22 protein-coding genes and 1 pseudogene are annotated in these 26870 nt (G+C 34.3%); 13 read left to right on the top strand and 10 right to left on the bottom strand.

The genetic code is table 11. From position 1 onward, the window contains the following. The 5 genes and pseudogenes from KWG70_RS17330 to KWG70_RS17310 form a co-directional block, all read right to left on the bottom strand. Positions 1-1604, bottom strand: a pseudogene (locus KWG70_RS17330) (hypothetical protein); the annotation flags it as partial. A 390-nt stretch (positions 1605-1994) separates the two neighbouring features. Then, positions 1995-2948 carry a hypothetical protein gene (locus KWG70_RS17325; RefSeq protein ID WP_230937309.1) on the bottom strand — a complete coding sequence of 318 codons (954 nt, stop codon included), beginning with the start codon at positions 2946-2948 and terminating at the stop codon, positions 1995-1997. Positions 2949-3091: 143 nt separating this feature from the next. Next, positions 3092-3967 carry a DUF5777 family beta-barrel protein gene (locus tag KWG70_RS17320; RefSeq protein ID WP_230937308.1) on the bottom strand — a complete coding sequence of 292 codons (876 nt, stop codon included), beginning with the start codon at positions 3965-3967 and terminating at the stop codon, positions 3092-3094. Continuing rightward, the gene (locus KWG70_RS17315) at positions 3957-4520 is read right to left on the bottom strand and encodes a YceI family protein (protein WP_230937307.1); all 564 of its coding nucleotides are present in this window, start codon (positions 4518-4520) and stop codon (positions 3957-3959) included. The genes KWG70_RS17320 and KWG70_RS17315 overlap by 11 nt, the downstream gene beginning before the upstream one ends. An 11-nt stretch (positions 4521-4531) precedes the next feature. After that, positions 4532-4942 (bottom strand): OB-fold putative lipoprotein, encoded by a 411-nt coding sequence (locus KWG70_RS17310; RefSeq protein ID WP_230937306.1) that lies wholly within the window; start codon positions 4940-4942, stop codon positions 4532-4534. Positions 4943-5173: 231 nt separating this feature from the next. Here KWG70_RS17310 and KWG70_RS17305 point away from each other — a divergent pair, with 231 nt between their 5' ends. The 11 genes from KWG70_RS17305 (at position 5174) to KWG70_RS17255 (ending at position 18601) form a co-directional block, all read left to right on the top strand. Beyond that, a complete protein-coding gene (locus KWG70_RS17305) occupies positions 5174-6304 on the top strand; it encodes a LytR/AlgR family response regulator transcription factor (protein WP_230937305.1) in 1131 nt (376 codons plus the stop codon). A gap of 172 nt (positions 6305-6476) precedes the next feature. Beyond that, positions 6477-7049: a helix-turn-helix domain-containing protein gene (locus KWG70_RS17300; RefSeq protein ID WP_230937304.1), complete on the top strand. Its 573-nt coding sequence runs from the start codon at positions 6477-6479 to the stop codon at positions 7047-7049. Positions 7050-7071: 22 nt separating this feature from the next. After that, positions 7072-7788: a CPBP family intramembrane glutamic endopeptidase gene (locus KWG70_RS17295; protein ID WP_230937303.1), complete on the top strand. Its 717-nt coding sequence runs from the start codon at positions 7072-7074 to the stop codon at positions 7786-7788. A gap of 1 nt (position 7789) precedes the next feature. After that, positions 7790-8623, top strand: coding sequence for a CPBP family intramembrane glutamic endopeptidase (locus KWG70_RS17290; RefSeq protein ID WP_230937302.1), 834 nt, complete (start codon positions 7790-7792; stop codon positions 8621-8623). A gap of 312 nt (positions 8624-8935) precedes the next feature. After that, positions 8936-10885, top strand: a complete 1950-nt coding sequence (gyrB, locus tag KWG70_RS17285; protein ID WP_230937301.1) for a DNA topoisomerase (ATP-hydrolyzing) subunit B — start codon at positions 8936-8938, stop codon at positions 10883-10885. A gap of 180 nt (positions 10886-11065) precedes the next feature. Beyond that, the gene (locus KWG70_RS17280; protein ID WP_230937300.1) at positions 11066-12112 is read left to right on the top strand and encodes a DUF6588 family protein; all 1047 of its coding nucleotides are present in this window, start codon (positions 11066-11068) and stop codon (positions 12110-12112) included. 125 nt (positions 12113-12237) lie between these two features. Then, a complete protein-coding gene (gene mdh / locus KWG70_RS17275; protein ID WP_230937299.1) occupies positions 12238-13164 on the top strand; it encodes a malate dehydrogenase in 927 nt (308 codons plus the stop codon). A gap of 69 nt (positions 13165-13233) precedes the next feature. Then, positions 13234-14151, top strand: coding sequence for a SecDF P1 head subdomain-containing protein (locus tag KWG70_RS17270; RefSeq protein ID WP_230937298.1), 918 nt, complete (start codon positions 13234-13236; stop codon positions 14149-14151). A 39-nt stretch (positions 14152-14190) separates the two neighbouring features. After that, positions 14191-14826 carry a hypothetical protein gene (locus tag KWG70_RS17265; protein ID WP_230937297.1) on the top strand — a complete coding sequence of 212 codons (636 nt, stop codon included), beginning with the start codon at positions 14191-14193 and terminating at the stop codon, positions 14824-14826. A gap of 179 nt (positions 14827-15005) precedes the next feature. Then, a complete protein-coding gene (secDF, locus tag KWG70_RS17260) occupies positions 15006-18020 on the top strand; it encodes a protein translocase subunit SecDF (protein WP_230937296.1) in 3015 nt (1004 codons plus the stop codon). 62 nt (positions 18021-18082) lie between these two features. Continuing rightward, positions 18083-18601, top strand: a complete 519-nt coding sequence (locus tag KWG70_RS17255) for a hypothetical protein (RefSeq protein WP_230937295.1) — start codon at positions 18083-18085, stop codon at positions 18599-18601. 1 nt (position 18602) lies between these two features. Here KWG70_RS17255 and KWG70_RS17250 read toward each other — a convergent pair whose 3' ends face one another. The 5 genes from KWG70_RS17250 to folE form a co-directional block, all read right to left on the bottom strand. Continuing rightward, positions 18603-19106 carry a DUF192 domain-containing protein gene (locus tag KWG70_RS17250; protein ID WP_230937294.1) on the bottom strand — a complete coding sequence of 168 codons (504 nt, stop codon included), beginning with the start codon at positions 19104-19106 and terminating at the stop codon, positions 18603-18605. A 1-nt stretch (position 19107) separates the two neighbouring features. Continuing rightward, positions 19108-20037: a prolipoprotein diacylglyceryl transferase gene (gene lgt, locus KWG70_RS17245; protein WP_230937293.1), complete on the bottom strand. Its 930-nt coding sequence runs from the start codon at positions 20035-20037 to the stop codon at positions 19108-19110. Between the two features lie 185 nt (positions 20038-20222). Beyond that, positions 20223-20459 (bottom strand): membrane protein insertion efficiency factor YidD, encoded by a 237-nt coding sequence (gene yidD, locus KWG70_RS17240; protein WP_230937292.1) that lies wholly within the window; start codon positions 20457-20459, stop codon positions 20223-20225. 2 nt (positions 20460-20461) lie between these two features. Further along, positions 20462-21943: a cysteine--tRNA ligase gene (cysS, locus tag KWG70_RS17235; RefSeq protein ID WP_230937291.1), complete on the bottom strand. Its 1482-nt coding sequence runs from the start codon at positions 21941-21943 to the stop codon at positions 20462-20464. A 91-nt stretch (positions 21944-22034) separates the two neighbouring features. Then, entirely contained in the window at positions 22035-22712 is a 678-nt protein-coding gene (gene folE / locus KWG70_RS17230) for a GTP cyclohydrolase I FolE (RefSeq protein ID WP_230937290.1), read from the bottom strand. Between the two features lie 228 nt (positions 22713-22940). Here folE and KWG70_RS17225 point away from each other — a divergent pair, with 228 nt between their 5' ends. Both KWG70_RS17225 and KWG70_RS17220 read left to right on the top strand, forming a co-directional pair. Then, positions 22941-23414, top strand: a complete 474-nt coding sequence (locus tag KWG70_RS17225; protein WP_230937289.1) for a hypothetical protein — start codon at positions 22941-22943, stop codon at positions 23412-23414. Positions 23415-23446: 32 nt separating this feature from the next. After that, positions 23447-26870: PKD domain-containing protein (locus KWG70_RS17220; protein WP_230937288.1), on the top strand; the 3424-nt coding region annotated here is incomplete at its 3' end.

Genomic DNA, 26870 nt, shown 5'->3' with positions numbered 1-26870 from the left:
TCGGCCATTCCTCTGTATGACCAACCCCAAATTTGACACGTTCCAACACCAGCACCATTAAGATCTATGGTTGCCGAAGGCGATATGGCTAAGATTACCGAAGCATCTTCGTTGGTAATCACATATCTGTAAGATAAATTCTCAGCACCAGGATTCTCATGAGTGATCACTAAAGGATCTGCTTGAGAATCGACACAGATTACCGCTTCAGTATCTCCATTGAAAGATGTTGTATTATTAGGATTTCCGGTAGCAGCAAGATCGATAGCAACAGTCCCACCATCGGCAGCTTCGCGGATAACATTTACAGCATTATCAGAGATATCTGAACATTCAGCAGCATCAAGATCGGCTAAAGGTCCACCAATAAATGACGCACCATTATCAGCCATTCCTCTGTATGACCAACCCCAAATTTGACACGTTCCAACACCAGCACCATTAAGATCTATGGTTGCCGAAGGCGATATGGCTAAGATTACCGAAGCATCTTCGTTGGTAATCACATATCTGTAAGATAAATTCTCAGCACCAGGATTCTCATGAGTGATCACTAAAGGATCTGCTTGAGAATCGACACAGATTACCGCTTCAGTATCTCCATTGAAAGATGTTGTATTATTAGGATTTCCGGTAGCAGCAAGATCGATAGCAACAGTCCCACCATCGGCAGCTTCGCGGATGACTTGTACTGGATTTGATAAATCAAAGCACCCAGTTAAATCTGATAAGCTATTACCAACTATATTTCCAGAAAAATTATTTTCATAACGTACATACCAGATTTCACATATACCGATTCCTGCGCCATTTAAATTAAAAGGACCATTATTTGGAAGTCCTAAAATTTCATTCGTAGCGGCATCTGTAATAATAAATCCTGAATTAGTACCTACACTACCAGAACCTATATTTACATTAATAAAGTCATCTTGATTATCAACACAAATAACTGCACTTAAACCGTCTGGAGCAACTGTAGTGGTATTGTTTAGATTAGTATTGTCAATTGTAATATCTGCAGCATTTGCATTACATATAACAATATTGTTATCGCTGCCTAGAGTGTCAGTATCTTCAAAATAGTCAGAAGGGCTATCACCTGTGCCGTCATATTGTAGAGATAGAGATTCTCCAAAGGCAGGAATAAAATCTGTTGCACTACTCCAAACTCCTGCAGCTACTGCCACGTTTGCGCGACCGTGATTTCCAGATCCCCATTGAATATAATCTACAATAGCAGAACTACTCCCAAAAGAGTTAGTCGAGTATAAACCTAATTCACCATCTGCACTATCGATAAAGTTGAATCCGCTTATTTCTAAGATTGCATCTGGAGCTATATTTAGACTTCCTGTCTCTACAGTAATAGAACTACTATTCAATTGCCTATAGCTAGGGACGTCACACAACCAATAAGTTGAGACATCTATTGTTGTAGCACCTAAATTTTTAAGTTCTACACTTCCGTTTTCTTTAACTTCATTTATAACAATTTGAGCTTGTAAAAAGCTAACTGAGAATAAAAAGAAAAAAAGAAACACTACTTTGTTTAAATGTGTGGCAGAAATTGTGGGCCACTTTTTGAGTACTTTTTTCATCATTCAATTTTTTTTTGTGATTAAAATGTTTTACTAATTTGATGATGCAAATAAAATGTGGAAAGTGACCTTAATACAATTAAATTATAGCGAAGCGGAAAAAGGGGCTTTAAAACGGAATTGTTGAAAGTATTGTAAACAGTAGTGTTGTCATCTTTTTGTTTAGAAAGTCTACGACTTAGAAGCTATTGGCGTTCATTTGAAGAATTTAAACGATTTAAGGTTTAAGTGAATTGTGTTAATGTACGATTGTGAGATTTCTTTGTATTGAATCTAAATGAGTATTATTTTATTCTAAAATACACAAGGAACTATAATACAGAAAAAAGGCATCAATAGTATTGATGCCTTTCAGGTTGGTTATTAAATATAAGTAGGTAACGTTAATCGGGCTTAATTCCAAAATGTAGAGCCAAAATCATTAGCTTCACCAGTAAAGTTATAAGGAGACCCTGCTTGTAAGAAGTTATCGGCATCATCCCAGCGTCCAGCAGTTACCGCTTGGTTAACTCGAGCTTGATTGGCAGCACCCCATTGTACATAATCTACTAGTACGTCTGGATCTGTAGATCCAAATGAATTTGTAGAAAAAATGCTTAGTCCATCTGCTGTGGGATTCACATCATAAGATAATGTAATACTAGTATTAGGTGCTAAGTTTGTTGAACCTGAAGCCGCATTAGAGACTTGAACGTAGGTTCCAGGTCCAAGGCATAACCAGTAATCTCCAATATCTACTGCTGTACCTCCTAGGTTAGTTAACGTAATTTGGTCTGTTGTGGTATTGACTTCCAATATCTTTACAACACTTGGAGTTGGTGGAACGACTATAGTTGTTCCTTCCCAGAATGTAGATCCAAATTGATTGGCCTGTCCATTAAAAATATAAGGCGACCCTTCTTGTACGAAATTGTTAGCATTATCCCAACGACCAGCTGTTATGGCTTGGTTAACTCGAGCTTGATTGGCAGCTCCCCATTGTATATAATCTAAAAGTACGTTTGGGTCTGAAGATCCAAATGTGTTTGTCGTAAAAATACTAAGTCCGTCTGCCGTAGGGTTAACATCATATGATAATGTGATGTTTTGATTTGGATTTAAGTTTGTTGAACCGTTCGTAGCATCGGAAATTTGAACATAAGTTCCAGGGCCTAAGCATAGCCAGTAAGTACCAATATCTACTGAAGCATCACCAAAATTTGAAATGATAATTTCGTCTGTGTCGGCATTTACCTGTGTAATGCGAATAATACTCTCACCAATATCAATTGGATTAATAGTGTCGTCATCTGAACTACAGCTTGCTAATAAAGCTGTTAGTATCATGAATAAAAAGATTTTTTTCATTTTCATTGCGTTTAATTTTGTTTAAATTATTTGATACCGTAAATGACGTCTGTTTTTATGCATCCTGACAACAAAAAAGTGCGAAACGGAAAATTGCCAGTTAAAACGGAAAATTTGTAGACTTATTTATTTCAAAAGAATTGTTATAATTGAATATGATAGGTCGCATGGAAACCAAAGTAGAAATTTCCATCTCTAAAATTAAAGTTTTGTGCGGTTTGAGTGATGAAAGCATCTTCAGTGAAAATTTGATTATTGGTCATTTTAAACTGTAATAATAAATCACTTACTTCCCAATTAGCTCCAAGTGAAAAAGCACCAAAAGTTTCGATAGATTTTAGAGGGTTTGCTACGTAATAATATTCTGAAACGATAGAAACGTGATTACTTACTTTATAACGTCCACCAAAACCTACAGCGAAATGATTATGGTCGTCGACACTAAAATTAGAAGATGTTCTATGAACGAATGTAGGTGAGATTTGAAGTGAAAAATCTCTCGTTATCTTTCTTGCAATTAATAGTTGAGTTGTAAAAGCCAATTTTTCACCAAAAGTATTTCTGCGTTCAATTCCTTTTATGGATCGCGTTCTGTAAGTGCTTGTTTGCAATAAGGTTATACCTACAGGACTTCCTTTTTTTGTTGTACTTTGTTGAAATAGTCTATACTTTAAGTAAGAATCGATTATGCCATTTGGATTTCCAGAGCCTATTCCAAAGGTTAAACGATCGGAAATCCCATAATCCAAACCTACTCTTGTACACATTCTATCAGCTATAAAAGAATTACTTGTCTCTTGTGGAACATTCCAATAACGACTCATAAAGGAAATTTCTAATGTATTCTTTTTACGAGTTTCAATAGAATGGCCAATTGAAAGTCGAGTACCTTTAAATGTAGACATTACATAATTTGTTGTTTCTAAATCTTCATTGGCCAATTTGTCTAGCAAATTTTGAGATGATAAACATGATGGTATACTTAAGAAAAGTACAAACTGTAGTATTTTACTTTTCATGCTGAGAATATTTAAAATTAAAAGTAACTTCTATTTTTTTTGAAATATTGGGTGACAATAAAGCGGGTACTTTGATATTATAATCGTCTATTAAAATGTCTAAACCTCCTTTGATAATGTAATTCCCGTCAACTTTAGATATGGTAGCTTTAATGTCGACTGATTTGGTAACATCTTTCAACGTAAAATCACCTTTTATTATGCGAGTTTGCATGGTTTCAATACTTGGGTCAAAATCTATGATTTTTCCACTAAATGTTGCTTCAGGATATAGGTCGGATTCTATATAACTTTCGTTGAAATGTTCGTGCATTAATGACTTCTTAAAAACGAAGGCCCTCATCAAAATTCTTACCGCAACTTCATTGGTCTTGATGTCAAAGATGCTTAAGGCTTGATTGTTAGTAGCTTGAATGTTTTCTACTGGTGTATAAGAGAAAAAAGAGACTTCGCCTTGTCTTTCAATGTACTCTTCTTTATAGTCTTTTTTGCTTGTAAAATGAGAGGAGTAATTAATAAAAGCGATAAGAATTAATAGTAAAGTTTTATTCATGAATACTCTTTTTATATAATAACACAATTCAATAATATAACATCCATTAAATGACCTTTTAATATGCCTTTAATTTTAACTTTTTCTCCTATGTTAAGTTGTGGTATCTTTTCAATTTGATCACTTTGTAATTCGCATAAAATATATGTTTTATGATTGCCATCAGTTAAATACAGCGTATAGATATCATTTTTATATTTTATCTCTTTTAAAATACCATCGACTTCAATAGCTTTTTCTATAAATTGTCCAAGCGATTGATTTTTGTATTCAAAAATCAATTCATTTGTTGTCAGTTGTTTAATAGTTCGTTTCTCATTCGTATTCCTATCAGATCTGGTTATTAAATCTATCGTTATAATTGTAATCGAAATGAGTAAAAACGCGGCTACAAAAATTTTATCCAAATGTCGCTTTATCATAATTCTAATTAATTATTTAACCTATTATGTACTACCTTAAATTGGTTACTATTTCTAATAATTAATGTAAAAGTATGTAATTAAACTTCCAAAAAAACGTCTATAGTAGCACAAAATAATTGAAACGGAAAAATGAATCTTAAAGTGGAATTTTGAGCCTTGAATTTTCTATGTTTTGATTACCTAACGTTTAAATTAGTGGTATAAATTAGATAACCTTACAAACCAACAATGAAAAATTATAGAATTTATATTCTGATATCAATTATTTTTAGTGTTTTATACTTGATAATATCTTATCTAGCGATAAACTTTATTTCTGAGAGTAGTTCAATTTTGCTCATTGAAAATGAAATTAATTCAGCAAAAAGAAGAGCTAAAGAGATTTCTTTGATAAGCTCAAAAGCTCTTGAAAATAAGTTAGAAAAGAATAATGTTGTAGACGCAATTCAAAAAAGCATCGAAGATGTTAATGAAGAAAATATTTTTTTATCAGTAATCGATTGGTCTGGTAAGGTTGTTTGTTTTCCAGATATTACAAAAGTTGGAACCGTTGATGCTAGGGAGAATCCTTTGGTCTCTAGTGTGAAAAATGAAGTTTCAATTGAAGATCTCTATGCTTTTATAAGCGATTATAATTTAGAAGGTAAAGAGCAAAACACTTCTGAGATTATTCGCCTTGATCCCATACCAAATTCTGATATGATTGTTGCTACTCATATCAATTTAAAAAACATTATTAGCAAACTAGATAATTTTAAAAGTGGTTTTTTGTTTGTGTTTCTCATTCTCGGACTCATAATTTTAATTTTTCTATTAGGAATTACACGTTATATAGGTAGTTATTATTATGAAGCTTTAGAACAACGTTCTTCTCGTTTAGAAGACGGAATGCTTAATTTATCAAAGCTCAATATCTCATTAGAGAACTATCAAAAAAATATTGCAATTTTAAAGGAGCAGCAGGCTAAGGCCGAAATTGAAGCATTTGAAAAAGAAGATGAAGACCAAGTAAAAGAATTGCCTAAAAAAAGGCTCCTTACCTATATTAGGAATGAATTAATGCCTGTTTCAATAGAGGATATTTCTTACATCTATGTTGAAAACACCATTACGTATATTGTTAGAAAGGATGGGAAACGCTATACAGCTAATGATAGTTTAGATCAAATTTATTCGTCTTTGGATCAAAAATTATTTTTTAGGGCTAATAGGCAAATAATTGTGTCGATCTACGCTATAGATAAGATCATTAAATTTGGGAATAGTTCTCTTAAAATAGAAACTAAACCTGCTTCGGAAATTGATATTGTTATTGGAAAAAATAAAGCATCTTCTTTTAAACAATGGTTGGATTTATAGTTGATTCAACCTTTTAGTTTTACGCTTTATCATATTTTTGCTGGTTTAAAAATCAAAGCTATATATTTGTTGAAACCCTTATGTATACTGTATATGACATATAGGTGACATTTAAATGTCGTGTAAAAGACCAAGAATACCCTATAGATTTGTGTCAATAAAAATGACCAAAATGAAACAACGTACACTTAAAGAAAATTTAGTATATCAACGAAAGTTGAAAGGGTATACACAAGAAGAACTTTCTCATCAAACTGGCGTTACCGTTCGCACCATTCAGCGTATCGAAAAAGGAGAGGTACAACCGCATTTGCAAACTGTAAAATTACTAGCTGATGGCCTAGAAATAGATGTCGACGACTTACTCGTTTTAGATAATCCAAACGAAGAAACTCTTAAAAGAAAATGGATGATGTTAATTCATGGTTCTCCATTTTTTGGATTGCTCATACCATTTGCAAACGTCTTGATCCCTATATTCATATGGGTTAGCAAAAGCGAAGACAATAAAGTTTATGATGAGCATGGGAGAGCAGTCATTAACTTTCACTGTACCTTAAATCTCATGTTAATTGTATCACTATTACTGTTTTTTCCATTACCTGGATATAATTTTTTTGGAACAGGAGCTGTATTTCTTTTTGGTATTGTATTTAGCATTAAGAATTTAATGTCTGCCTTAAGCAAAGGGACATACTACTATCCTCTTTCTATTCCATTTTTAAAACCAAAAAGCAAGGTTTAATCTTTTTAAAATTTCATTTCAAATGTTAGGATTATTAGTCATAATAGTAATCTCATGGGTGCTGTTGCATTTCATTGAGAAAAAGAACTTAAATGTTCTAGGAATCATTCCGAATAAAAATCGAACAATCCAGTTTACAATTGGCTTAGTAATGATAAGTTTAATATGTCTTTTAATGATCTATATTGAAACGCAGATAAAGTCGATTACATGGAAACAACAAGTGGTTAATTATAAATCAATGGGTAATGCGTTTATCTATCATCTTAGATCTGCTTTAACAGAAGATTTGGTGTTTAGAGGTGCCCTTTTGTATATCCTCATAAGTAGAATAGGAAGTAAATGGGCAATTTTGATATCTGCATTTGTCTTTGGGGTTTATCACGTTTTTTCTTATGGAATGACGAATGATAGAATCGTTCCTATCATATATGTTGTTCTGGTTACAGGGTTTACGGGATATGTTTGGGCTTATGGATTTCATAAAACTAAATCAATCATGCTGGGTTTGGGGCTTCATATAGGCTATAATTTTATAATGACCTGCTTTTATCCAAGTCAGCCTTTTGGAGAGTTGCTATTTACCGAACTTTCAAAAATCGACTTGTCCGAATGGAATCAATTCTATTATTCACTATTTAGAGGGTTCTTTCCTTCCATAATGACACTAATAGGTTTTAAGCTCTTATTTAAATCAAATCTCTTTATTAATCACATTAAGGAGGAAAATGCCAAATAATATGAAACACTTGCTATCTAGATACCCCACAGCAACACGTTTAATATTGGCTCTATTGTTCTTTGCTTTAGCACTTGTGCTAAGTGTCGTGATTGATTCGCCATTCCTGAAAAAGTTTTTCCCATATACGTCGGCTATTTTGTTAGGTGTTGCGACCTGGTTGCTTTATAAAATCGATAATAAATCATTACAGGCAATTGGGTTAAATTGCAAGGCACGAAATCTGTTTTTTTTACCGTTGGGATTAATTATTGGAGCTTTGGCTTTATTGATTGCAAAATATATTAGAACACTATTTACGGGCGAATCAATAGTGCTAAGCACTTCTGTAGATTATACAACTGTTATATATGCACTATATACTATTTTACCCACAGTAGCGGTTGAAGAGTTTTTGTTTAGAGGTTATGCCTTCAAAAAAACTATTGATGGTTCTAACGTTATTGTAGCAAACATTATTTTTTCACTACTTTTTATGCTCATCCATGTTATAGATGAAAATGTGCTACAAAATAAGGGAATGATGGTTTTCTTAATTATTAGTATTCCAGTTGGGCATTTACTATTCGCAACAGCTTTATTAAAATCAAAAACAATTTTCTTTCCTATAGGAATTCATTTAGGGAATAATTGGGCAACGAGGCATCTAATCACTTCAGGCAATGATGGTAATAGCTTTTTGCATACAATCAATAACGTGTCTTTTGAAACATGGCCGCCATTTATTGTAACCATTTTACTCTTTAATGCTGTCTTTTTATTGGTGACTTATTTAATTTGGAAATGGAATAATTTTCCATGGCTTAAAAAGAAAAAAAATAAGTCTAGAATTTAGTCATTATTGACATATTTTAAATCTGAAATATGACCTCTAAAGCATTTTGTGCTTTTCTTGTTTTTTCAAAGATGTTAAAAAACAAGAAAATCAATTTTAAGCTGCTTTTTAATCGATTTAAGACACTTTTAAGTAATTAACAAATGTTGATAATTATTGTTTTCAATCGATAAAAAGCTTTTAAAAAGCATCATTATTTCGTATCTTTGTTTGTGGCAAAAGCCCCGATAATAACGGGGTTTTTTTATTTCAGTAAGAATTAAAAAATTGAATGAATTTTAAGTATTTAATATTTCAAATAAATCACAATTTATGAGCGATAAAAAAGAAGAATTTAACAAGCACAATTATTCGGCAGATAGTATTCAGGCATTAGAAGGAATGGAGCATGTACGTATGCGTCCTTCCATGTATATTGGAGATGTTGGTACTCGTGGTTTGCACCATTTGGTATATGAAGTAGTAGACAACTCTATTGATGAAGCATTAGCAGGTCATTGTGATAATATTACAGTAACCATAAACGAAGATAATTCTATAACTACTGAGGATGATGGTCGTGGTATTCCTGTAGATCTCCATAAGAAGGAAGGTGTGTCTGCACTTGAGGTTGTGATGACTAAAATTGGAGCAGGTGGAAAGTTCGATAAGGACTCTTATAAGGTTTCTGGTGGATTGCATGGTGTTGGTGTAAGTTGTGTAAATGCCTTATCTGAGCATTTGAAGGCTACAGTTTACAGAGGTGGTAAAATTTATGAACAAGAATACGAACGTGGTAAAGCAATGTACCCTGTGAAGGCAGTGGGCGATACAGATAAAAGAGGAACAACCGTTACTTTTAAGCCTGACGCTACTATTTTTACACAAACTTTAGAGTACAGCTATGATACTTTGGCTAGTAGACTTAGAGAATTAGCTTACTTAAATAAAGGAATTACTGTACATCTAATTGATAAAAGACATAAAAAGGACGATGGTGAGTTTGAAGGTGAAACCTTTTATTCTGAAGAAGGTCTTAAAGAATTTATCAAATTCTTAGATGGAAACCGTGAGCCTTTAATGCGCGAAGTAATTTCTTTTGAAGGTGAGAAAAATGGCGTGCCTGTTGAAGTAGCTATGATCTATAATACTTCATATGCTGAAAATTTACATTCGTATGTTAATAATATTAACACGCATGAAGGTGGAACACACTTATCAGGTTTTAGAAGAGGTCTAACACATACCTTAAAGAAATATGCTGATGCTTCGGGAATGTTAGATAAACTGAAATTTGATATTGCAGGTGATGATTTCCGCGAAGGATTAACTGCGATTATTTCTGTAAAAGTTCAAGAGCCTCAATTTGAAGGACAAACCAAAACTAAATTAGGAAACAGGGAAGTATCTGCATCTGTAAGTCAGGCAGTATCCGAAATGTTAACCGATTATCTTGAAGAGCATCCAGATGATGCCAAAACCATTGTTCAAAAAGTAATTCTTGCTGCTCAAGCACGTCATGCTGCACAAAAAGCGCGTGATATGGTGCAGCGTAAAACAGTTATGAGTATTGGCGGATTACCTGGGAAATTGAGTGATTGCTCAGAGCAAGATCCTGCAAAATGTGAAGTATTTCTTGTCGAGGGAGATTCGGCAGGTGGAACAGCCAAACAAGGTCGTGATAGAGCATTTCAAGCGATTCTTCCACTACGTGGAAAAATCTTAAATGTTGAAAAAGCTATGACACACAAGGTATTTGAAAATGAAGAAATTAAAAATATCTTTACAGCGCTTGGTGTAACTATTGGTACTGAAGAAGATAGTAAAGCACTCAACTTATCTAAATTAAGATATCATAAAGTAGTTATAATGTGTGATGCCGATATTGATGGTAGCCATATTTCTACTTTAATTTTAACCTTCTTCTTTAGATATATGAAAGAGTTAATTGAAAATGGTCATATCTATATTGCTACTCCACCTTTGTATTTAGTGAAAAAGGGAGCAAAAAAACAATATGCTTGGAGTGATAAAGAGCGTGATGAAATTGTTGAAGGCTTTGGTGACGGATCAAAAATACAACGTTATAAAGGTCTTGGTGAGATGAATGCCGAGCAGCTTTGGGACACAACTATGAATCCTGAGTTTAGAACTATGCGTTTAGTTCAAATTGATAATGGAGGAGAAGCCGATCGTATTTTCTCAATGCTAATGGGAGATGAGGTACCACCTCGTAGAGAATTTATTGAGAAAAATGCTATCTATGCTAATATTGATGCATAATTAAATAAGCACACTTACTTAAACTTAAGTATAAGAATATAAGCAACTACATACATATCTGTAGTTGCTTTTTTTATACAATATCTTTATTTTCATATCGACAAAAGGTAATTTTTAACGATAAAAAGCAAATAGTCTTGTTTTTTTATTACATTTATAATAACCTATAAATCAAATGCTATGAAAAATCTATTGATTGTATTCATACTCCTCTTCTCGATACAACAGTCTAAATCACAAGAACTCGAAACAATTTTATTGGCTGCAGATGATGCTAGTTTGCTTACTCAGAACTATCTAAATCCAGCTATGGAAGGTTTAATGTATAGTATGAATGGAGGTTGGTACTCGACAGCTAAAACTCATAAAAAGTTTGGTTTTGATATCATGATTAATGCTAATGCCTCTTTTGTTCCTAACCAAGACCAACTATTTGCATTTGTGCCAGGAGACTATACATTTCTATCATTACCTAATGGTGAAACATCATTAAATACAGTTATGAGTGAAAATGATACCGAGACTCAAATTGATATTAGTATTCCAACTGGAGACGGTACTTTTAAAGTGGCTAGTTTTGATATGCCTGGAGGCATCACAGATGATTTGCCAATTAATGCAGTTCCAACACCAATGGTGCAATTAGGATTTGGACTGCCTTTCAATACAGATATAAAACTTAGACTATTCCCAGAATTAAATTTTGATGATAGTGTTAATGCCAATCTCATTGGGTTTGGTTTGCAACATGATCTTATGCAGTATTTGGGACCGTTAGATAAATTGCCTTTGAGTTTATCTATATTAGGCGCATTTACTAATATGAAAGTGACCTATGATATTGATGATGAAAATACCGAAGATGAGGTTGCAGTAAGTAACGGAGAAGCAGAATTTAAAATGAATACTTGGACAATCCAGGCCATTGCTTCGTTAGATTTTAAAATTATTACACTATATGGAAGTGTAGGTTATAATCAAGGTAAGACGACCGCTAAAATGAAAGGCGATTATATATTGACCTATGATGTTGTAGATAGCAACGGTAATGTCATCGGAACCATTGACGAATCAATTAGTAATCCGATAAATTTAGATTTTGAAGCAAACGGGATGCGAGCAACTTTAGGAACTCGATTAAATATTGGGTTTTTTAAGATTTTTGCAGATTATACCTTTCAAGATTATAATACAGCAACAGCAGGAATTGCCTTTAGTTTCAGATAACATTTTGTAAATTGAAAAAGTAATGAATAGGTGTAGGATTTTATCTTACACTTTTTTCATTAAAAGCCTAAAAATTTGTAATTTTGCACTCTCAAATAACAACACAATTTAAAACATAAAATTATATGAAGGTTACAGTAGTTGGAGCAGGAGCAGTAGGTGCAAGTTGCGCAGAATATATTGCAATTAAAGATTTTGCTAGCGAAGTTGTATTATTAGATATTAAAGAAGGTTTTGCTGAAGGTAAAGCAATGGATTTAATGCAAACCGCTTCTTTAAATGGTTTTGATACTAAAATTACAGGTGTTACTAACGATTATACAAAAACAGCTAATAGCGATATTTGTGTGATTACTTCTGGAATTCCGCGTAAACCAGGTATGACTCGTGAAGAGTTAATTGGCATTAATGCAGGAATCGTTAAATCTGTATCCTCTAGTTTAATCGAACACTCTCCAAATACAATTATCATTGTAGTGAGTAACCCAATGGATACCATGACTTACTTAGTTCATAAAACTACAGATCTACCTAAAAACCGAATTATTGGTATGGGAGGCGCGCTAGATTCTGCACGTTTTAAATACAGATTAGCAGAAGCTTTAGGAGCTCCTATTAGTGATGTTGACGGAATGGTAATTGGAGGTCACAGCGATAAAGGGATGGTGCCTCTAACCGCTCATGCAACTAGAAATAGTGTTAAAGTTTCAGAGTTTTTATCAAACGAACGTTTAAATCAGGTGAAAGAAGATACTAAAGTTGGTGGAGCAACACTAACCAAATTATTAGGAACTTCTGCTTGGTATGCACCAGGAGCTGCTGTAAGTGGTTTAGTTCAAGCTATAGCTTGCGATCAAAAGAAAATGTTCCCTTGCTCTACATTATTAGAAGGAGAATATGGCTTGAATGATCTATGCATTGGTGTTCCTGTTATTTTAGGACGCAATGGTATTGAAGAGATTGTAAAAATCAATTTGAGTGATGCCGAAGAAGCTCATTTAAATGAAAGTGCAGAAGGTGTTAAGAAAACTAACGGTTTGTTAGAATTATAATACCAATACATGTTTAAATATATTTAAGGCTGTTATTAGATATGACAGCCTTTATTATTTCTATAACCTATGAAGTATCTCTATAGTATTAGTATTGTAATAGTGTTTCTTTCCTGCAGAAATGTAAAACCTAAACATCACTATCGTATCATTTACGAATTCGAAAATTCAGAGATGGTTTCTGCTAATGATAAACAGGGAACCATCGCTACATTAATTACTCGATTAAAACCTCTTGCTTCAGATATCGAGGTGACATTGAATAATAAACAACAAATTGAAATTAATATTAATTCCAATACTGAGTTAGATAGATTGCAGCTTATCCTGGAAAATCGTGGACAACTCGATTTTTGGGAATGTTTGCAACACAAAGACTTGAATGCTTTTGTAATTGAAGCTATCGGAACTTTTGCAAGTGAAGTTGATGATTCAGGATCTGCGGTAGATATAATCAAAGCGCCAATTGATCCGTTTGGAGCTCTCTTTTCAGTAGCAACAAAGGATACAGTAACCATTAGTAATTTTTTAAATAGGAAAGACATAAGGGCATTGCTACCTGCTGAATTGAAAAAGACAAAATTCTTATTCGGATTACCAAATGATATAGGTGAACGCGATGTTTATGGGATTAGATCGACTTCCAGTGGTAGAGCTTTTGTAAATGAAACCCATATTGTTAGTGCAGAACAAACCTATGCATTCAACAATCGTCCATCCATAAGTATGGAAATGAACGCAAAAGGAGCGCAACGTTGGGAAAGGATGACAGAGATAGCATATCAAAAAGGTTCTCGAATAGCAATTACAGTAAATAATATTGTATACTCGGCTCCAACAGTGTCAAATGGACCAATTAGTGCTGGAAAAACCGAAATCACAGGAGGGTTTACCTTAGATAAAGCACAAATATTAGCACTAGTTTTAAATTCACATAGACGTATTCCTAAGCTAAAGTTCGTTAACTCTTCTGCTATAAACGATTAAGTGTAACAATAGATTCTTTATTTTTTATATATTTGGCGCATGAACTCGAGATGGTACATTAGTATTCTCATAATAACGTTAACTTTACTAGGTAGTATAGCTAGTAATGATCAAACGTCTGTACCTAATCAAGAGATTGTTCTACAGTTTACATCTAGCTCTATTACATCTCAGGATACGCAGCAAGCAATTACCCTTGTTAAGCAGAAACTCCAAACTGCTGATGTTAAAGATATCCAGGTACAAGAGCAGCTAAATGGGCAATTAAAGATTTCTTACTACAGTAGTTCGGATGTATCCATTATAAAAGCATTACTTTCTGAAGATGACAACCTTTCGATAGATTATGTTTCTAAAGAGGATAATCAAAACAAAGTGCCTTCCGAAGATAAAACGATCACTTATAATGTTGATGTTTATGAAATTCTACAAGGTGATGATGCTTCAAGTATAGATGGAAAACTGGCTTTAGAGACTAAAGCTGAGAATGATAGATTCTCAAATCCTAATAGTTTTCTATCTACAAAGAATATAGACGATAGAGCACTTAGCAGAATTGTTAAAGTCGCTTATAGATTCAATAAAAATATTGCAATTGCAATAGATAATAGGTCACGTAAAATCCCAGAGGTTAGGGCAGGACCTATAACAAATGTGAGAGACCTATTAAGCTAATTTGCTTAAGATTTCCACAATACCTTCCGTATATAATTGAGATGTATCTCAATCAATTAAAAGGCGATCAACTAAGTTGAAAAGCCTTACAACAATTTCATATAATTATAAAAACAATTGTCAAATTCGGTGTAAATTCTATATTTGCGCGATTATAAATTTGACCTAAAAAAAGTACAATGCAAAACAAAGGACTAGTTAAGCTTTTTGCAGTGTTATTTGGATTGGTAAGTATCTACCAATTATCATTTACATTCAAAAACAACCAAATCGATGAAGCTGCAAAGACATTTGCAGAGAGTAAACATGACAACCCAGACGATATCAATGCAGAGGAAGTACGCTATATAGACTCGCTGTCTAATATAGAAGCTTACAATATGGGTATTGCAAGTTTTACAGGTAAAGAAGTTAAGGAGAAAGCCATGAATCTTGGTCTTGACCTTAAAGGTGGATTAAATGTTATTCTTCAAATTTCTGTTAAAGATATCCTTTTCGGTTTATCAAATAACAGTAAAGATCCAGCATTTAATAAAGCACTAAGCGATGCTCAAGAAATTCAGAAAAATGCTCAAGAATCGTATTTAGAGTCTTTCTTTACGGCTTGGGAGGTAGTAAAAGGTGATCAAAAATTAGCATCACCAGATATTTTTGCCAATAGAGATCTAGATGATGTTATTGATATTTCGATGACAGATGCTGATGTAAAAAATAAATTGCAAGAAAAAGTAGATGAATCTATTGTGTCTGCTTTTGAAGTATTACGTAAACGTATAGATCAATTTGGTGTGACATCACCAAATATCCAACGTTTAGGAAATTCTGGTCGTGTATTAGTTGAATTGCCAGGAGTTAAAGATGTACAACGTGCTACCGAATTAATTACAACTACAGCACAATTACAGTTCTGGGATGTGGCTAAGCCAGGAGAGTTAGGAACCTTTTTAAATCAAGCTAACGAAATACTTAAAGCAAAATTAGATGTTGATGAGAAAGAAGAAGCGGTTGAAGTTCAAGATACAGTAGCTACTGATAGTACTGATACTAAAGATAGCACAATTGATGATTTATTAGGAGAAACCTCTACAGACTCTACAGCTGTAAAAACGGTTGTTAACCCGATAGGTGATATGATTGTTGCTGTATATCCAAATACTCAGGGAGGTTTATTCGCTATCGAATCGAGTAATAAAGAATTGCTTGCGTCTTACCTTGAAATGTCTGAAGTTAGAGCTGCTTTACCGGCAAATGCTCGTTATACTAAGTTTGTATTTGGGTTACCGTATATAGCAAATGCCGAAACTGGTATTGAGTATATCGATTTATATGCACTCAAAGGAAATAGAGATAATGAACCAGAATTAAGTGGAGGTGTGGTAACAGATGCACGTCAATCATTTAGCCAGAGTAACCAGCCATCAGTATCTATGCAAATGAATGCAAAAGGTTCTAAGGTTTGGGAAGAGATGACTGGTAGAGCCAATCAAAACCAAAGTCAGATTGCGATTGTATTAGATGATATCGTATACTCTGCACCTACAGCATCAAATGGAGCAATTTCTGGTGGTAACACTGAAATTTCTGGAAACTTTACAGTTAAAGAAGCTGAAGATTTAGCTAATGTTCTAAGAGCTGGTAAGTTACCTGCAAAAGCTGAGATTGTTCAAGCTGATCAAGTAGGTCCTTCTTTAGGAAAAGAAGCTATAGAGAGTGGTACGAAATCATTCTTAATTGCTTTATCATTAGTGTTAATCTGGATGATTCTTTACTATGGAAAGGCAGGTATCTTCGCCGATATCGCTTTATTATTAAACATCTTATTGATCTTTGGTGTGTTATCAGGATTAGGAGCTGTATTAACACTTCCTGGTTTAGCAGGTATCGTATTAACCATTGGTATGTCGGTAGATGCTAACGTACTTATTTTTGAACGTATACGTGAAGAACTTGGTAAAGGTAAGTCTCAAAAAGAAGCGGTTAAAGACGGTTTCGCTAATGCATTATCTTCAATTTTAGATGCCAACATTACAACAGGTTTAACAGCATTAATCCTATTTGTATTTGGTACAGGACCAATCAAAGGTTTCGCAACAACATTATTAATAGGTATTTTAACATCATTATTTACAGCAATCTTTATTACTCGTTTGTTAGTAGATTGGTATGTAAATAGTGGTAAGAAGTTGGACTTCTCTACATCGATTACTAAAAACTTATTTAAGAATAATAAGATCAACTTTATTGGTAAACGTAAAGTTGCTTATGTGGTTTCAGGAATTTTAATTGCAGTATGTTTAGGATCGTTATTTACTAATAAACTAGATCAAGGTATTGATTTTGTTGGAGGTAGAACATATCAAGTTCGTTTTGATGATGCAGTAAGTTCAGAGGCAGTTGCTAAAGATTTAACTGCAGTATTCCAAAGTGTTGAAGTAAAAACAATTGGTAGTGCAAATCAATTAAAGATTTCTACGAAATATAAAGTCGACGAAAACTCTGTTGAGGTTGATGAAGAAGTACAAACAATGCTTTTTAATGGATTAAAATCATACTTACCAGAAGGACTGTCATATGCAGACTTCTCAGAAGGTAAAAATAATATTGGTAAAGTGCTTTCTAGTAAAGTGAGTCCAACCATTGCCGATGATATTAAGAGAGAATCATTACTAGCCGTTTTAGGATCGTTAGTGGTTGTATTTTTATATATCTTATTCCGTTTTAAAAGATGGCAATTCTCATTAGGAGCTGTAGCAGCAGTTTTCCATGATGTAATAATTGTATTAGGTATCTTCTCATTATTATACAAGTTTATGCCATTTAGTATGGAGATTGACCAAGCATTTATTGCGGCAATTTTGACCGTTATTGGTTACTCGTTAAATGATACGGTTGTTGTATTTGATAGAATTAGAGAAGTGCTTGCAGAACGTGCAGGATTTAAAGGAGGTGTAAATATCAACTCGGCAATCAATAGTACATTAAGTAGAACATTAAATACGTCGTTAACGACCTTAGTGGTATTATTGGCAATGTTTATCTTTGGTGCTGAATCGCTTAGAGGTTTATTATTTGCCTTGATCGTAGGTGTTGTTGTTGGTACATACTCTTCGGTATTTATCGCAACACCATTAATGTATGATACATTGAAAAATAAAGGAATTGCACCTCCAAAAGAGGAAGACAGTAAAAAGTAATTGCTTTTATGTTATATTAAAAAACCACTTCATTTGAAGTGGTTTTTTGTTTATATTTAATTATGAATAAGATACTTTTTATTTCCGTATTACTTTTTACTTCCTTGTTTTCGTATGCTCAAAGCGGAGAACCAGATAAATATAAGAAAACCTATAATGACATCATTTTTTCTCCTGGACTTATTGTTCAGCATGAAACGTTTTTAGAGTTTAATATGTTGATTGGCGATGTTACTGTAGTAACTAATGGGAAAATTCCTATTGTTGGTGTAGACGGATTTAGAATTGGTGTTGAGACTAATCTCCGTGATGGTCGCAATCATACTATTGCTCCCAAAATTGGATACGAATTATCAGCAACGGTTTTTGCAATTCGCTTATCAGCAGTTAATTATTTCCAAAACGGGAACTCAGAGTTCAGAGTGCTTCCGGAAGTGGGAATAAGTATGGGAGGTTGGGCTAATCTAACGTATGGGTATGGTATTCCATTTAATAATGGAAATTTAAATAATGTTAGTAATCATAGGGTTGGGTTGAGTTTTAACCTTGATAGGAGGCTAAGTGATGAGGTTGGTCTGTAGGCTATTGTTTTGAAAACTCAACAAGATCCCCTTTTTCCAGAGTCCATAGATCACTTAATCCTGCATTGACCTCAAGTACATATTTTGCGGGACCTTCAGATGGTAAAGAGGTTTCGTCAAAAGGTTTGGCATTTTTTTGAATACTCACCACAGTTTTGTCTTCAGCGATATAAATAATATCTAATGGGATTTCGGTGTTTTTCATATAAAACGAACGAAAGTCTATATTTGGAAAAATAAAAAGCATACCATGCGTGTCTTTCATGCTATCGCGATACATTAAACCAGTTTGAGTAGAGTACTCATCATCGGCTATTTCAATATCAATTGTTACTAAAAGTGAATCTGAAACAGCTTTTTTTAACTGTAATTCTCCTTCTTTTTTGAAATTGATCTTTGCTATAGTAACTTCGGAAGATTTTTTATCTTCTTTACAAGATGACACTTGAAGCACAACTATTCCGAAGAACAAAATAACAGTCAACCTTATATAGAGACGATTCATTTTAGCTTAATTTAGATTTAGGCTTATAAATAAACATAAAGTAAAGCCCGATAAGTATAAAAGGAATACTCAATAATTGCCCAGTATTCATAAATGATACGTAGTCTTCTCGACCTTCTACTTGCGCTTCTTTTACAAACTCTACAAAGAATCTAACAGTCCATAATAACACCAAGAATAAACCAAACAAGAAACCTTGTTGTTCGCTCTTTTTAGTTTTCCAATAGACAAATAATAAGATGAGAAACACAAAAATATAACTCCCAGCTTCGTACAATTGAGCTGGGTGTCTATAAGGCACATTTTCTAGATATTCAGCATACTTAGGATCGCTGCCTAATTTGCTATATGCATCTTTTATATTTTTAAGTCCAGTAATCTTTTCAACATCATATTTATTGTATTGATCCTGAACAAAGCGTACACCTAAAGATGACTCTGTTACTTTACCAATAATTTCAGAATTAATAAAGTTGCCCAATCTCACAAAAACAGCACCTAAAGCTACAGGTACAACAACACGATCTAAAATCCAAAGCACCGTTTTTTTCAATACTTTTTTATTGTAGAGATACATCGATATGATCATTCCAATAGCTGCTCCATGACTGGCAAGACCTTGAAACCCTGTAAACTCAAAACCGCCTTTAAATTTAAAAGGAAGAAAAATGCTAAAAAAGTCTTGGGAAATCAATTCAGATTGGTAAAAAATAACATGTCCCAAACGTGCGCCTAGCATGATACCAACAACCGAATAAATGAACAATGAGTCTAAAGATTCATTGGTTTGGTTTTCATTCTTATACATACGTTTCATAATGGTGAAACCTAACAAGAATGCAACAATCCACATAATACTATAATAGTGTAGTGTAAAGAAGCCTAGATCTATTCCTTTAGAAGGATTCCATGTCATTTGAAGAGCAAGCATACATTTAATTTTTGTTGGGATAAAGATAGTATTTATGTCTAAACTACCAGTATTGTTAAGATAGTTTTAATCTTCTTTCTCCGGAACTGGATCATAACCAGATTTTCCCCAAGGCGACAGAACGAAGAAAGAAATGTACGGTGTACATTTTTAGTGAAAGTGCGAGCTGGCGTTTTGGCAAATTTTTAGTTGTCATCCTTCTCCGGAACTGGATCATAACCAGATTTTCCCCAAGGATGACAACTAAAAATACGTTTAAGTGCTAATCTTCCACCTTTCCAAAGACCATGCTTTTCTAATGCTTCTTTGGAGTAGTGCGAGCAAGTTGGCTGAAATCTACAAGTTGCAGGTGTTAGAGGAGAAATTAAAGTTTGATACACTTTAATTAAAAACAGAAAAGGTGCAACTAGGATACGTTTCATGATCAATTGGTCGTAAAAGTCGTTCCGTCCTTGCCGTCATTTAACTGAATACCTTTAGCTGCTAAATCATCACGAATTTTATCAGATAAAGCAAAGTCTTTATTGGCTCTTGCTTGCTGACGTAACTCAATGAGTAATTCTACTGCTCCAGCTAATTTATCTGTTCCAGTATCTGCTTTAGATACATTTACCAATCCTAATACGTCAAAGGTAAAATCATTCATTGTTTTTTTCAGTAGATCTAGATCTTTCGACACCAATGATGCATTGCCATCTTTTATTTGATTGATCTGTTTTGCAGCTTCAAAAAGATAAGCAATTAAAATAGGCGAGTTGAAATCGTCATTCATGGCATCATAACATTTTTGTCGCCATTCTGAAACATTAAATGTAGAAGAGTCTCCAGCTTTGAGTTCATCTAATACATTAATGGCATCCATTAATCGGAAAAATCCTTTTTCACTAGCCAGTAATCCATCATCAGTTAAATCTAATACACTTCTGTAAGACGATTGTGCATTAAAAAAACGGATAACACTAGGTGCAAAAGCTTTACTGAAAAATGTATTCTCACCTGAAAGTAATTCATTTGGATTGACGACATTTCCAGTCGATTTTGACATGCGTTGCCCATTTAAATGTAACATGTTTGCATGCATCCAATAGTTTACTGGTGCTTGTTTTTTTGCTGCTTCGCTTTGTGCTATTTCACATTCGTGATGTGGGAATTTTAAATCCATTCCACCACCATGGATGTCAAAATTGTCACCAAGATATTTAGTGCTCATTGCTGTACATTCTAAATGCCATCCAGGAAAACCATCACTCCAAGGTGAAGGCCATCGCATAATATGTTGAGGTTCGGCACGTTTCCAAAGTGCAAAATCTTGTGGGTTTTTCTTATCACTTTGCCCATCTAAAGCTCGTGTATTATGGATAAGGTCTTCTAAATTACGCTTGCTTAAAATACCGTAGTCGTGATTTTCATTGAATTTATGAACATCAAAATAAACAGAGCCATTGACTTCATAGGCAAATCCATTATCAATAATCATTTTGATAAGTTCTATTTGTTCAATAATATGACCTGTCGCTGTTGGTTCAATGCTAGGAGGTAGAAAGTTAAGTGTCTTTAAAATATTATGAAAATCTACAGTATAACGCTGTACGACTTCCATGGGTTCGATTTGTTCTAATCGTGCTTTTTTAGTAATCTTATCTTCACCAACATCGGCATCATTTTCTAAATGTCCAGCATCAGTGATATTTCTTACATAGCGAACTTTGTAACCCAAATGTTTAAGATAGCGAAACACCATATCGAAAGACATGAATGTTCTCACATTTCCTAAGTGTACATTACTATATACTGTTGGTCCACAAACATACATTCCCACATATCCATCTTGAATAGGTTTGAAAACTTCTTTTTTTCCACTAAGCGTATTGTAAATTTGAATCTTTTGCTCTTCGTACAAATGCATGCTGTAAGGTATTTAAAATGTATTGATAGGTTTGATATTAATTTCAATACCCAAATCTAATATTTTATTTTTTCTTCGGAAGGCTGTATACTTAAAAAGTAGTATCTAATTTAATGTAGTCCAAAAATTCTCGTTTCGTTTCTTTTTCTTTGAATTTTCCACCAAACTCTGAAGTCACAGTACTGCTATCTACATCTCTGATACCTCTTGAATTAACACACAAATGTTTTGCATCAATAACACATGCGACATCTTCTGTGTTTAAAACGTTTTGAAGTTCTTTCACTATTTGTATCGTAAGGCGTTCTTGTACTTGAGGGCGTTTCGCAAAATAATCAACAATTCGATTCATTTTAGAAAGGCCTACCACTGTGCCATTAGAGATATAGGCTACATGGGCTTTTCCAACAATGGGCAATAGATGGTGTTCGCAAGTTGAATATACAGTAATGTTTTTTTCAACTAGCATTTCTCCGTATTTATATTTATTGTCAAACGTAGAAGCACTAGGTTTTTTATCTGGATTGAGGCCTCCAAAGATTTCATTCACAAACATTTTCGCAACACGTTTTGGAGTTCCTTTTAAACTATCGTCCTCTAAGTCTAGACCAAGTGTTTCCATGATGTGTCTTACATCATCTTTGATGATATCAATTTTTTCAGAAGACGTTAATTCAAATGCATCGTTACGCATAGGAGTTTCAGAGGATGTTCCTACATGATTGTCTCCTAAAGCATCTATATCTTGTGTGTCTTTATCTATTTTCATTTTTTGTATTCCGTAGTAACGGAAATTCATTTAAATTAAAAAATATAATATCTCTATTTTAAAAGAGAATGCAAAGATACGTAATAAAAAAAAACGAGACTAGGGTAGGGATTTATTAATTTAAGATGTTATATGCCTATAATCGGAATGTATGTACATGATATCCGATTTAACAGTTTGTTTATTAAAATTTTCTTAAATTTCAAGTCTTTAAATACCTAAATAATCATGAACTCAAAATTACTGTTCCCTCTCATGTTGTTATGTGCTTTACTAACAACTCCTACCATGTTTTCTCAATCTGCTAATACATCAAGAAAACAAAAAACAGTTAACTACAATCCCAACGTAAACAGTCCATTGACCAACAGTGAGTTAGCTTTAATAAATGAGGTTTATGGAAACAAGGCAAACGCTAATGTTCTAAGTAAGCCGCAACGATTAAAAGACATTAAAAATATTCTACGTAATAGAGTAGAAATTAAAAATATACCTAATCAAAGTGACCAAAAGCCATGTACGTTATTATCGGAAGTACCATTGATGGATTACTATGTTGATAATTTGCAACGTGACACTAATTTTAATCCGCAAAATTTCAATCCGTTGAAATACTTATTCAATTTTAATTCTTACGGGTCACATATGTATAGAGTTGATAATACGAATTACTTCATTATTATCAAATCTCAGCATAAATAAAATAATTAATTAGCCATTTATAATCTTTAGCTATGAAAAAAGCATTACTCATAATTTTCGCATTATTTTCATTACATACCTACGCACAAGATGTTCTTATGCAAGATGGTACTGTTACAACTTGTTCTGGAACTTTTCTTGATACAGGTGGAGCAGGTGGAGCCTATTCAAGTGATGAGAATTTAGTAATAACCATTTGTCCTGACAGTCCAGGTCAGTTGGTGCAATTAACGTTCACAGATTTCAACACACAACTTGGTGCAGATATCATGACCATATACAACGGCGATAGTGTAGCAAGTCCGCCATTTGGAACTTTTGATGGAGCAAATAATCCAGGTTTTGTTACTGCTACTGATGATAATGGTTCTGGATGTTTAACCATTCAGTTTGTTTCGGATGGTGCAGGTACAACAACAGGTTGGTCTGCAGATATTTCATGTTTTACACCATGTCAAACAATTGTCTCCCAATTAGATTCTTCTACGCCAGCGCCAAATGCCGATGGTTATATAAGAGTTTGTCCAAATGAAGAGATTACCTTAACAGGTAGTGGTGTTTTTGAGTTTGATGGTACAGGAGCAACATATCAATGGGATTTAGACAACGGTAATTTTGTAGATGGTCAAACAGCTACATTTTCATATGATACACCTGGCGTTTATATTGTAAATTTAAATGTTAGAGATACCAATACAGATTCTGACCCCTTGGGCTGTGCTAATACAAATTTGATTAATCAGGTCATACAGGTTGCAACAGAACCTGATTTTACAGGAACACAAGCAGCAGATGATACTTTGTGTTTTGGAGAAACAACAACTATTGATGGTGTCGTTAATGCTGTTCCTTTTGTTAATGATTGTACACCACCAGTTAGTGGTACCACATTCTTACCTGATGGTTCTGGTGCGGTTTATACAACATGTATCACTGTAGATTGCTTTGAGTCTGATCAATTATTGACCGATCCAAACCAACTCATAGAGATTTGTGTAAATATGGAGCACTCTTACTCTGGAGATTTAGACATAAAGATAATTTCTCCTAATGGACAAGAAGCCGACTTATTTACTCAAGCTGGTGGAGGAACATACTTTGGAGGAGCTAATGATGATAATTCTAACACACCAGGTGTTGGAGCTGATTATTGTTTTTCAATGTCGGCAACAACATTACTTTCAAATGCTAATACGATTACTGCAGGTACAAACCCTCCAAACAACTCATGGGAGCCAGGTACGTATTTACCTGTAGAATCTTTTAACGACCTAGTGGGAAGTCCACTTAATGGTGATTGGTGTATCGAAATAGTTGATAATCTATCTATAGATAATGGATATATATTTTCTTGGGGATTGAACTTTGATCCTAATATTCAGCCTCCAGAATTATCTTTTACTCCAGTTATTACTTCTGAAACATGGGACGCTGATCCTTCAATTACAAATGTTACTGGAAGTACAATTACAGTAGCCCCAGCTACTGCAGGAGTGCATTGCTATACGTTTAGAGTAGTTGATGATTTTGGCTGTGAATATACTGAAGAGGTTTGCATCACAATGGAAGAAGAGCTTTTAGCAGATGTTACAGCTGTAACAAATCCAATATGTGATGGTGAAGATGCTGAATTTTTAATAACAGGTTCGCCAAATGGATCAGTAAATTATACAATCAATGCTGGTGCGACACAAACAGTCGTCTTAGATGCTGCAGGAACAGCTACGGTGACTATCACGGGACCAGCCGTTGATCAAGTCTTTAATCTTGTGGATATTACAGTTGGTGCATGTACCCTAACAGTTAATGATACAGAAACCATTCTAGTAGGTCAAGTATTTGATACATCATTTACAATGACACCTACATGTGATGGAGGTACCGCCACTATAACAGGAGATGCTGGAGGCGTGTTTTCATTTGAAGACCCTCAGCCTACAGATGGCGCTGTAATTGATCCTGTAACAGGAACAATAACTAATGGTGTTTCAAGTACAACTTATACTGTCGTATATGAATTTGCTAGTTCTTGTAGTCCAGGTACGACACAAACAGTAACAGTGTTACCTGCTCAAGATGCGAGTTTTACATTAACGCCAACATGTGATGGTGCAACGGCAACCATAACAGGTGATACAGGCGGTACATTTACTTTTAACCCAATTCCAACTGATGGAGCAATTTTAGATTTATTAACAGGAACTATTACTAATGGAACACAAGGTGCCACTTATACTGTAGAATATGCTGTTGCTGGTGCATGTCCTGTATCATCTACTGAAACAGTTACTGTATTACCTTTTGAAGATGCGACGTTTACATTAACTTCAACTTGTGAGGGAGCTACAGCAGTCATTACTGGAGATACAGGCGGTACTTTTGCTTTTAATCCAGTACCTGCTGATGGAGCAGTGATAGATACTAACACAGGATTAGTTACTGGAGTTTCGGGTACAACCTATACTGTAGAATATACAACTTCAGGACCTTGTCCTGAAACAACAAGTGAAAGCGTGACGGTTTTTCCTGCGGAAGATTCATCATTTACATATATGGCAAGTTGTACAGGAGCAACGGCTACCATAGTGGGAGATGCTGGTGGTGTTTTTGCGTTCAACCCAGAACCAGGAGATGGAGCTACATTGGATCCTGTTACAGGTGAAATTACTAATGGATTACCTGGAGTATCGTACTCAGTTGATTACATAACTTCTGGAAACTGTCCATCAACAACTACGGTAACAGTTACTGTTTTCCCTGAAGATGATTCGAGTTTTACAATGTCTCCAACTTGTGACGGAGGAACGGCAACCATTACTGGGTTACCTGGAGGAACATTTGCATTCAACCCTAATCCGGGAGATGGAGCAGTTATAGACCCTACAACAGGTACAATAACTGGTGGATTATTTGATGCAACCTATACTGTTGATTATACTTCTAACGGTGCATGTCCTACAACAAGTACTCAAACGTTTACTGTTTTTTCTCAACCAATTGTGGTTGCACCAACAACTTTAGAGGTTTGTGACGATGGCACACCAGACGGTTTAACAAGTATAGATTTAACAGTAAAGAATACTGAGATTACAGATAATAACGCGAACTATTCGGTGAGTTATCATTTAACTCAGGCAGATGCAGATGCGAATGTAAATCCGTTACCAATACCTTATACCAATGTTACTAATTGTCAAATCGTGTTTGCACGAGTTCAAGACATTAATACAGGTTGTTATAACACAACAACTTTGGAGTTATGTGTCGAGCAGGCACCAATAGCCAATACACCGACGCCATTAGCGTATTGTGATCCAGACAGTGATGGGTTTGGGGTATTTGATTTAACGAGTAAGGACATAGAGATTACAGGCGGTGATCCTAACCTATCGGTGAGCTACCATGAGACAATGGCTGATGCTGATAATAATGTGAATGCTTTAGATAGTCCTTATA

The sequence above is a fragment of the Psychroserpens luteolus genome (assembly GCF_021032705.1).
Lineage (GTDB): Bacteria > Bacteroidota > Bacteroidia > Flavobacteriales > Flavobacteriaceae > Psychroserpens > Psychroserpens luteolus.
Note: the sequence above shows the minus strand (reverse complement) of the source record. Positions and strands in the feature narration are given on the sequence as shown.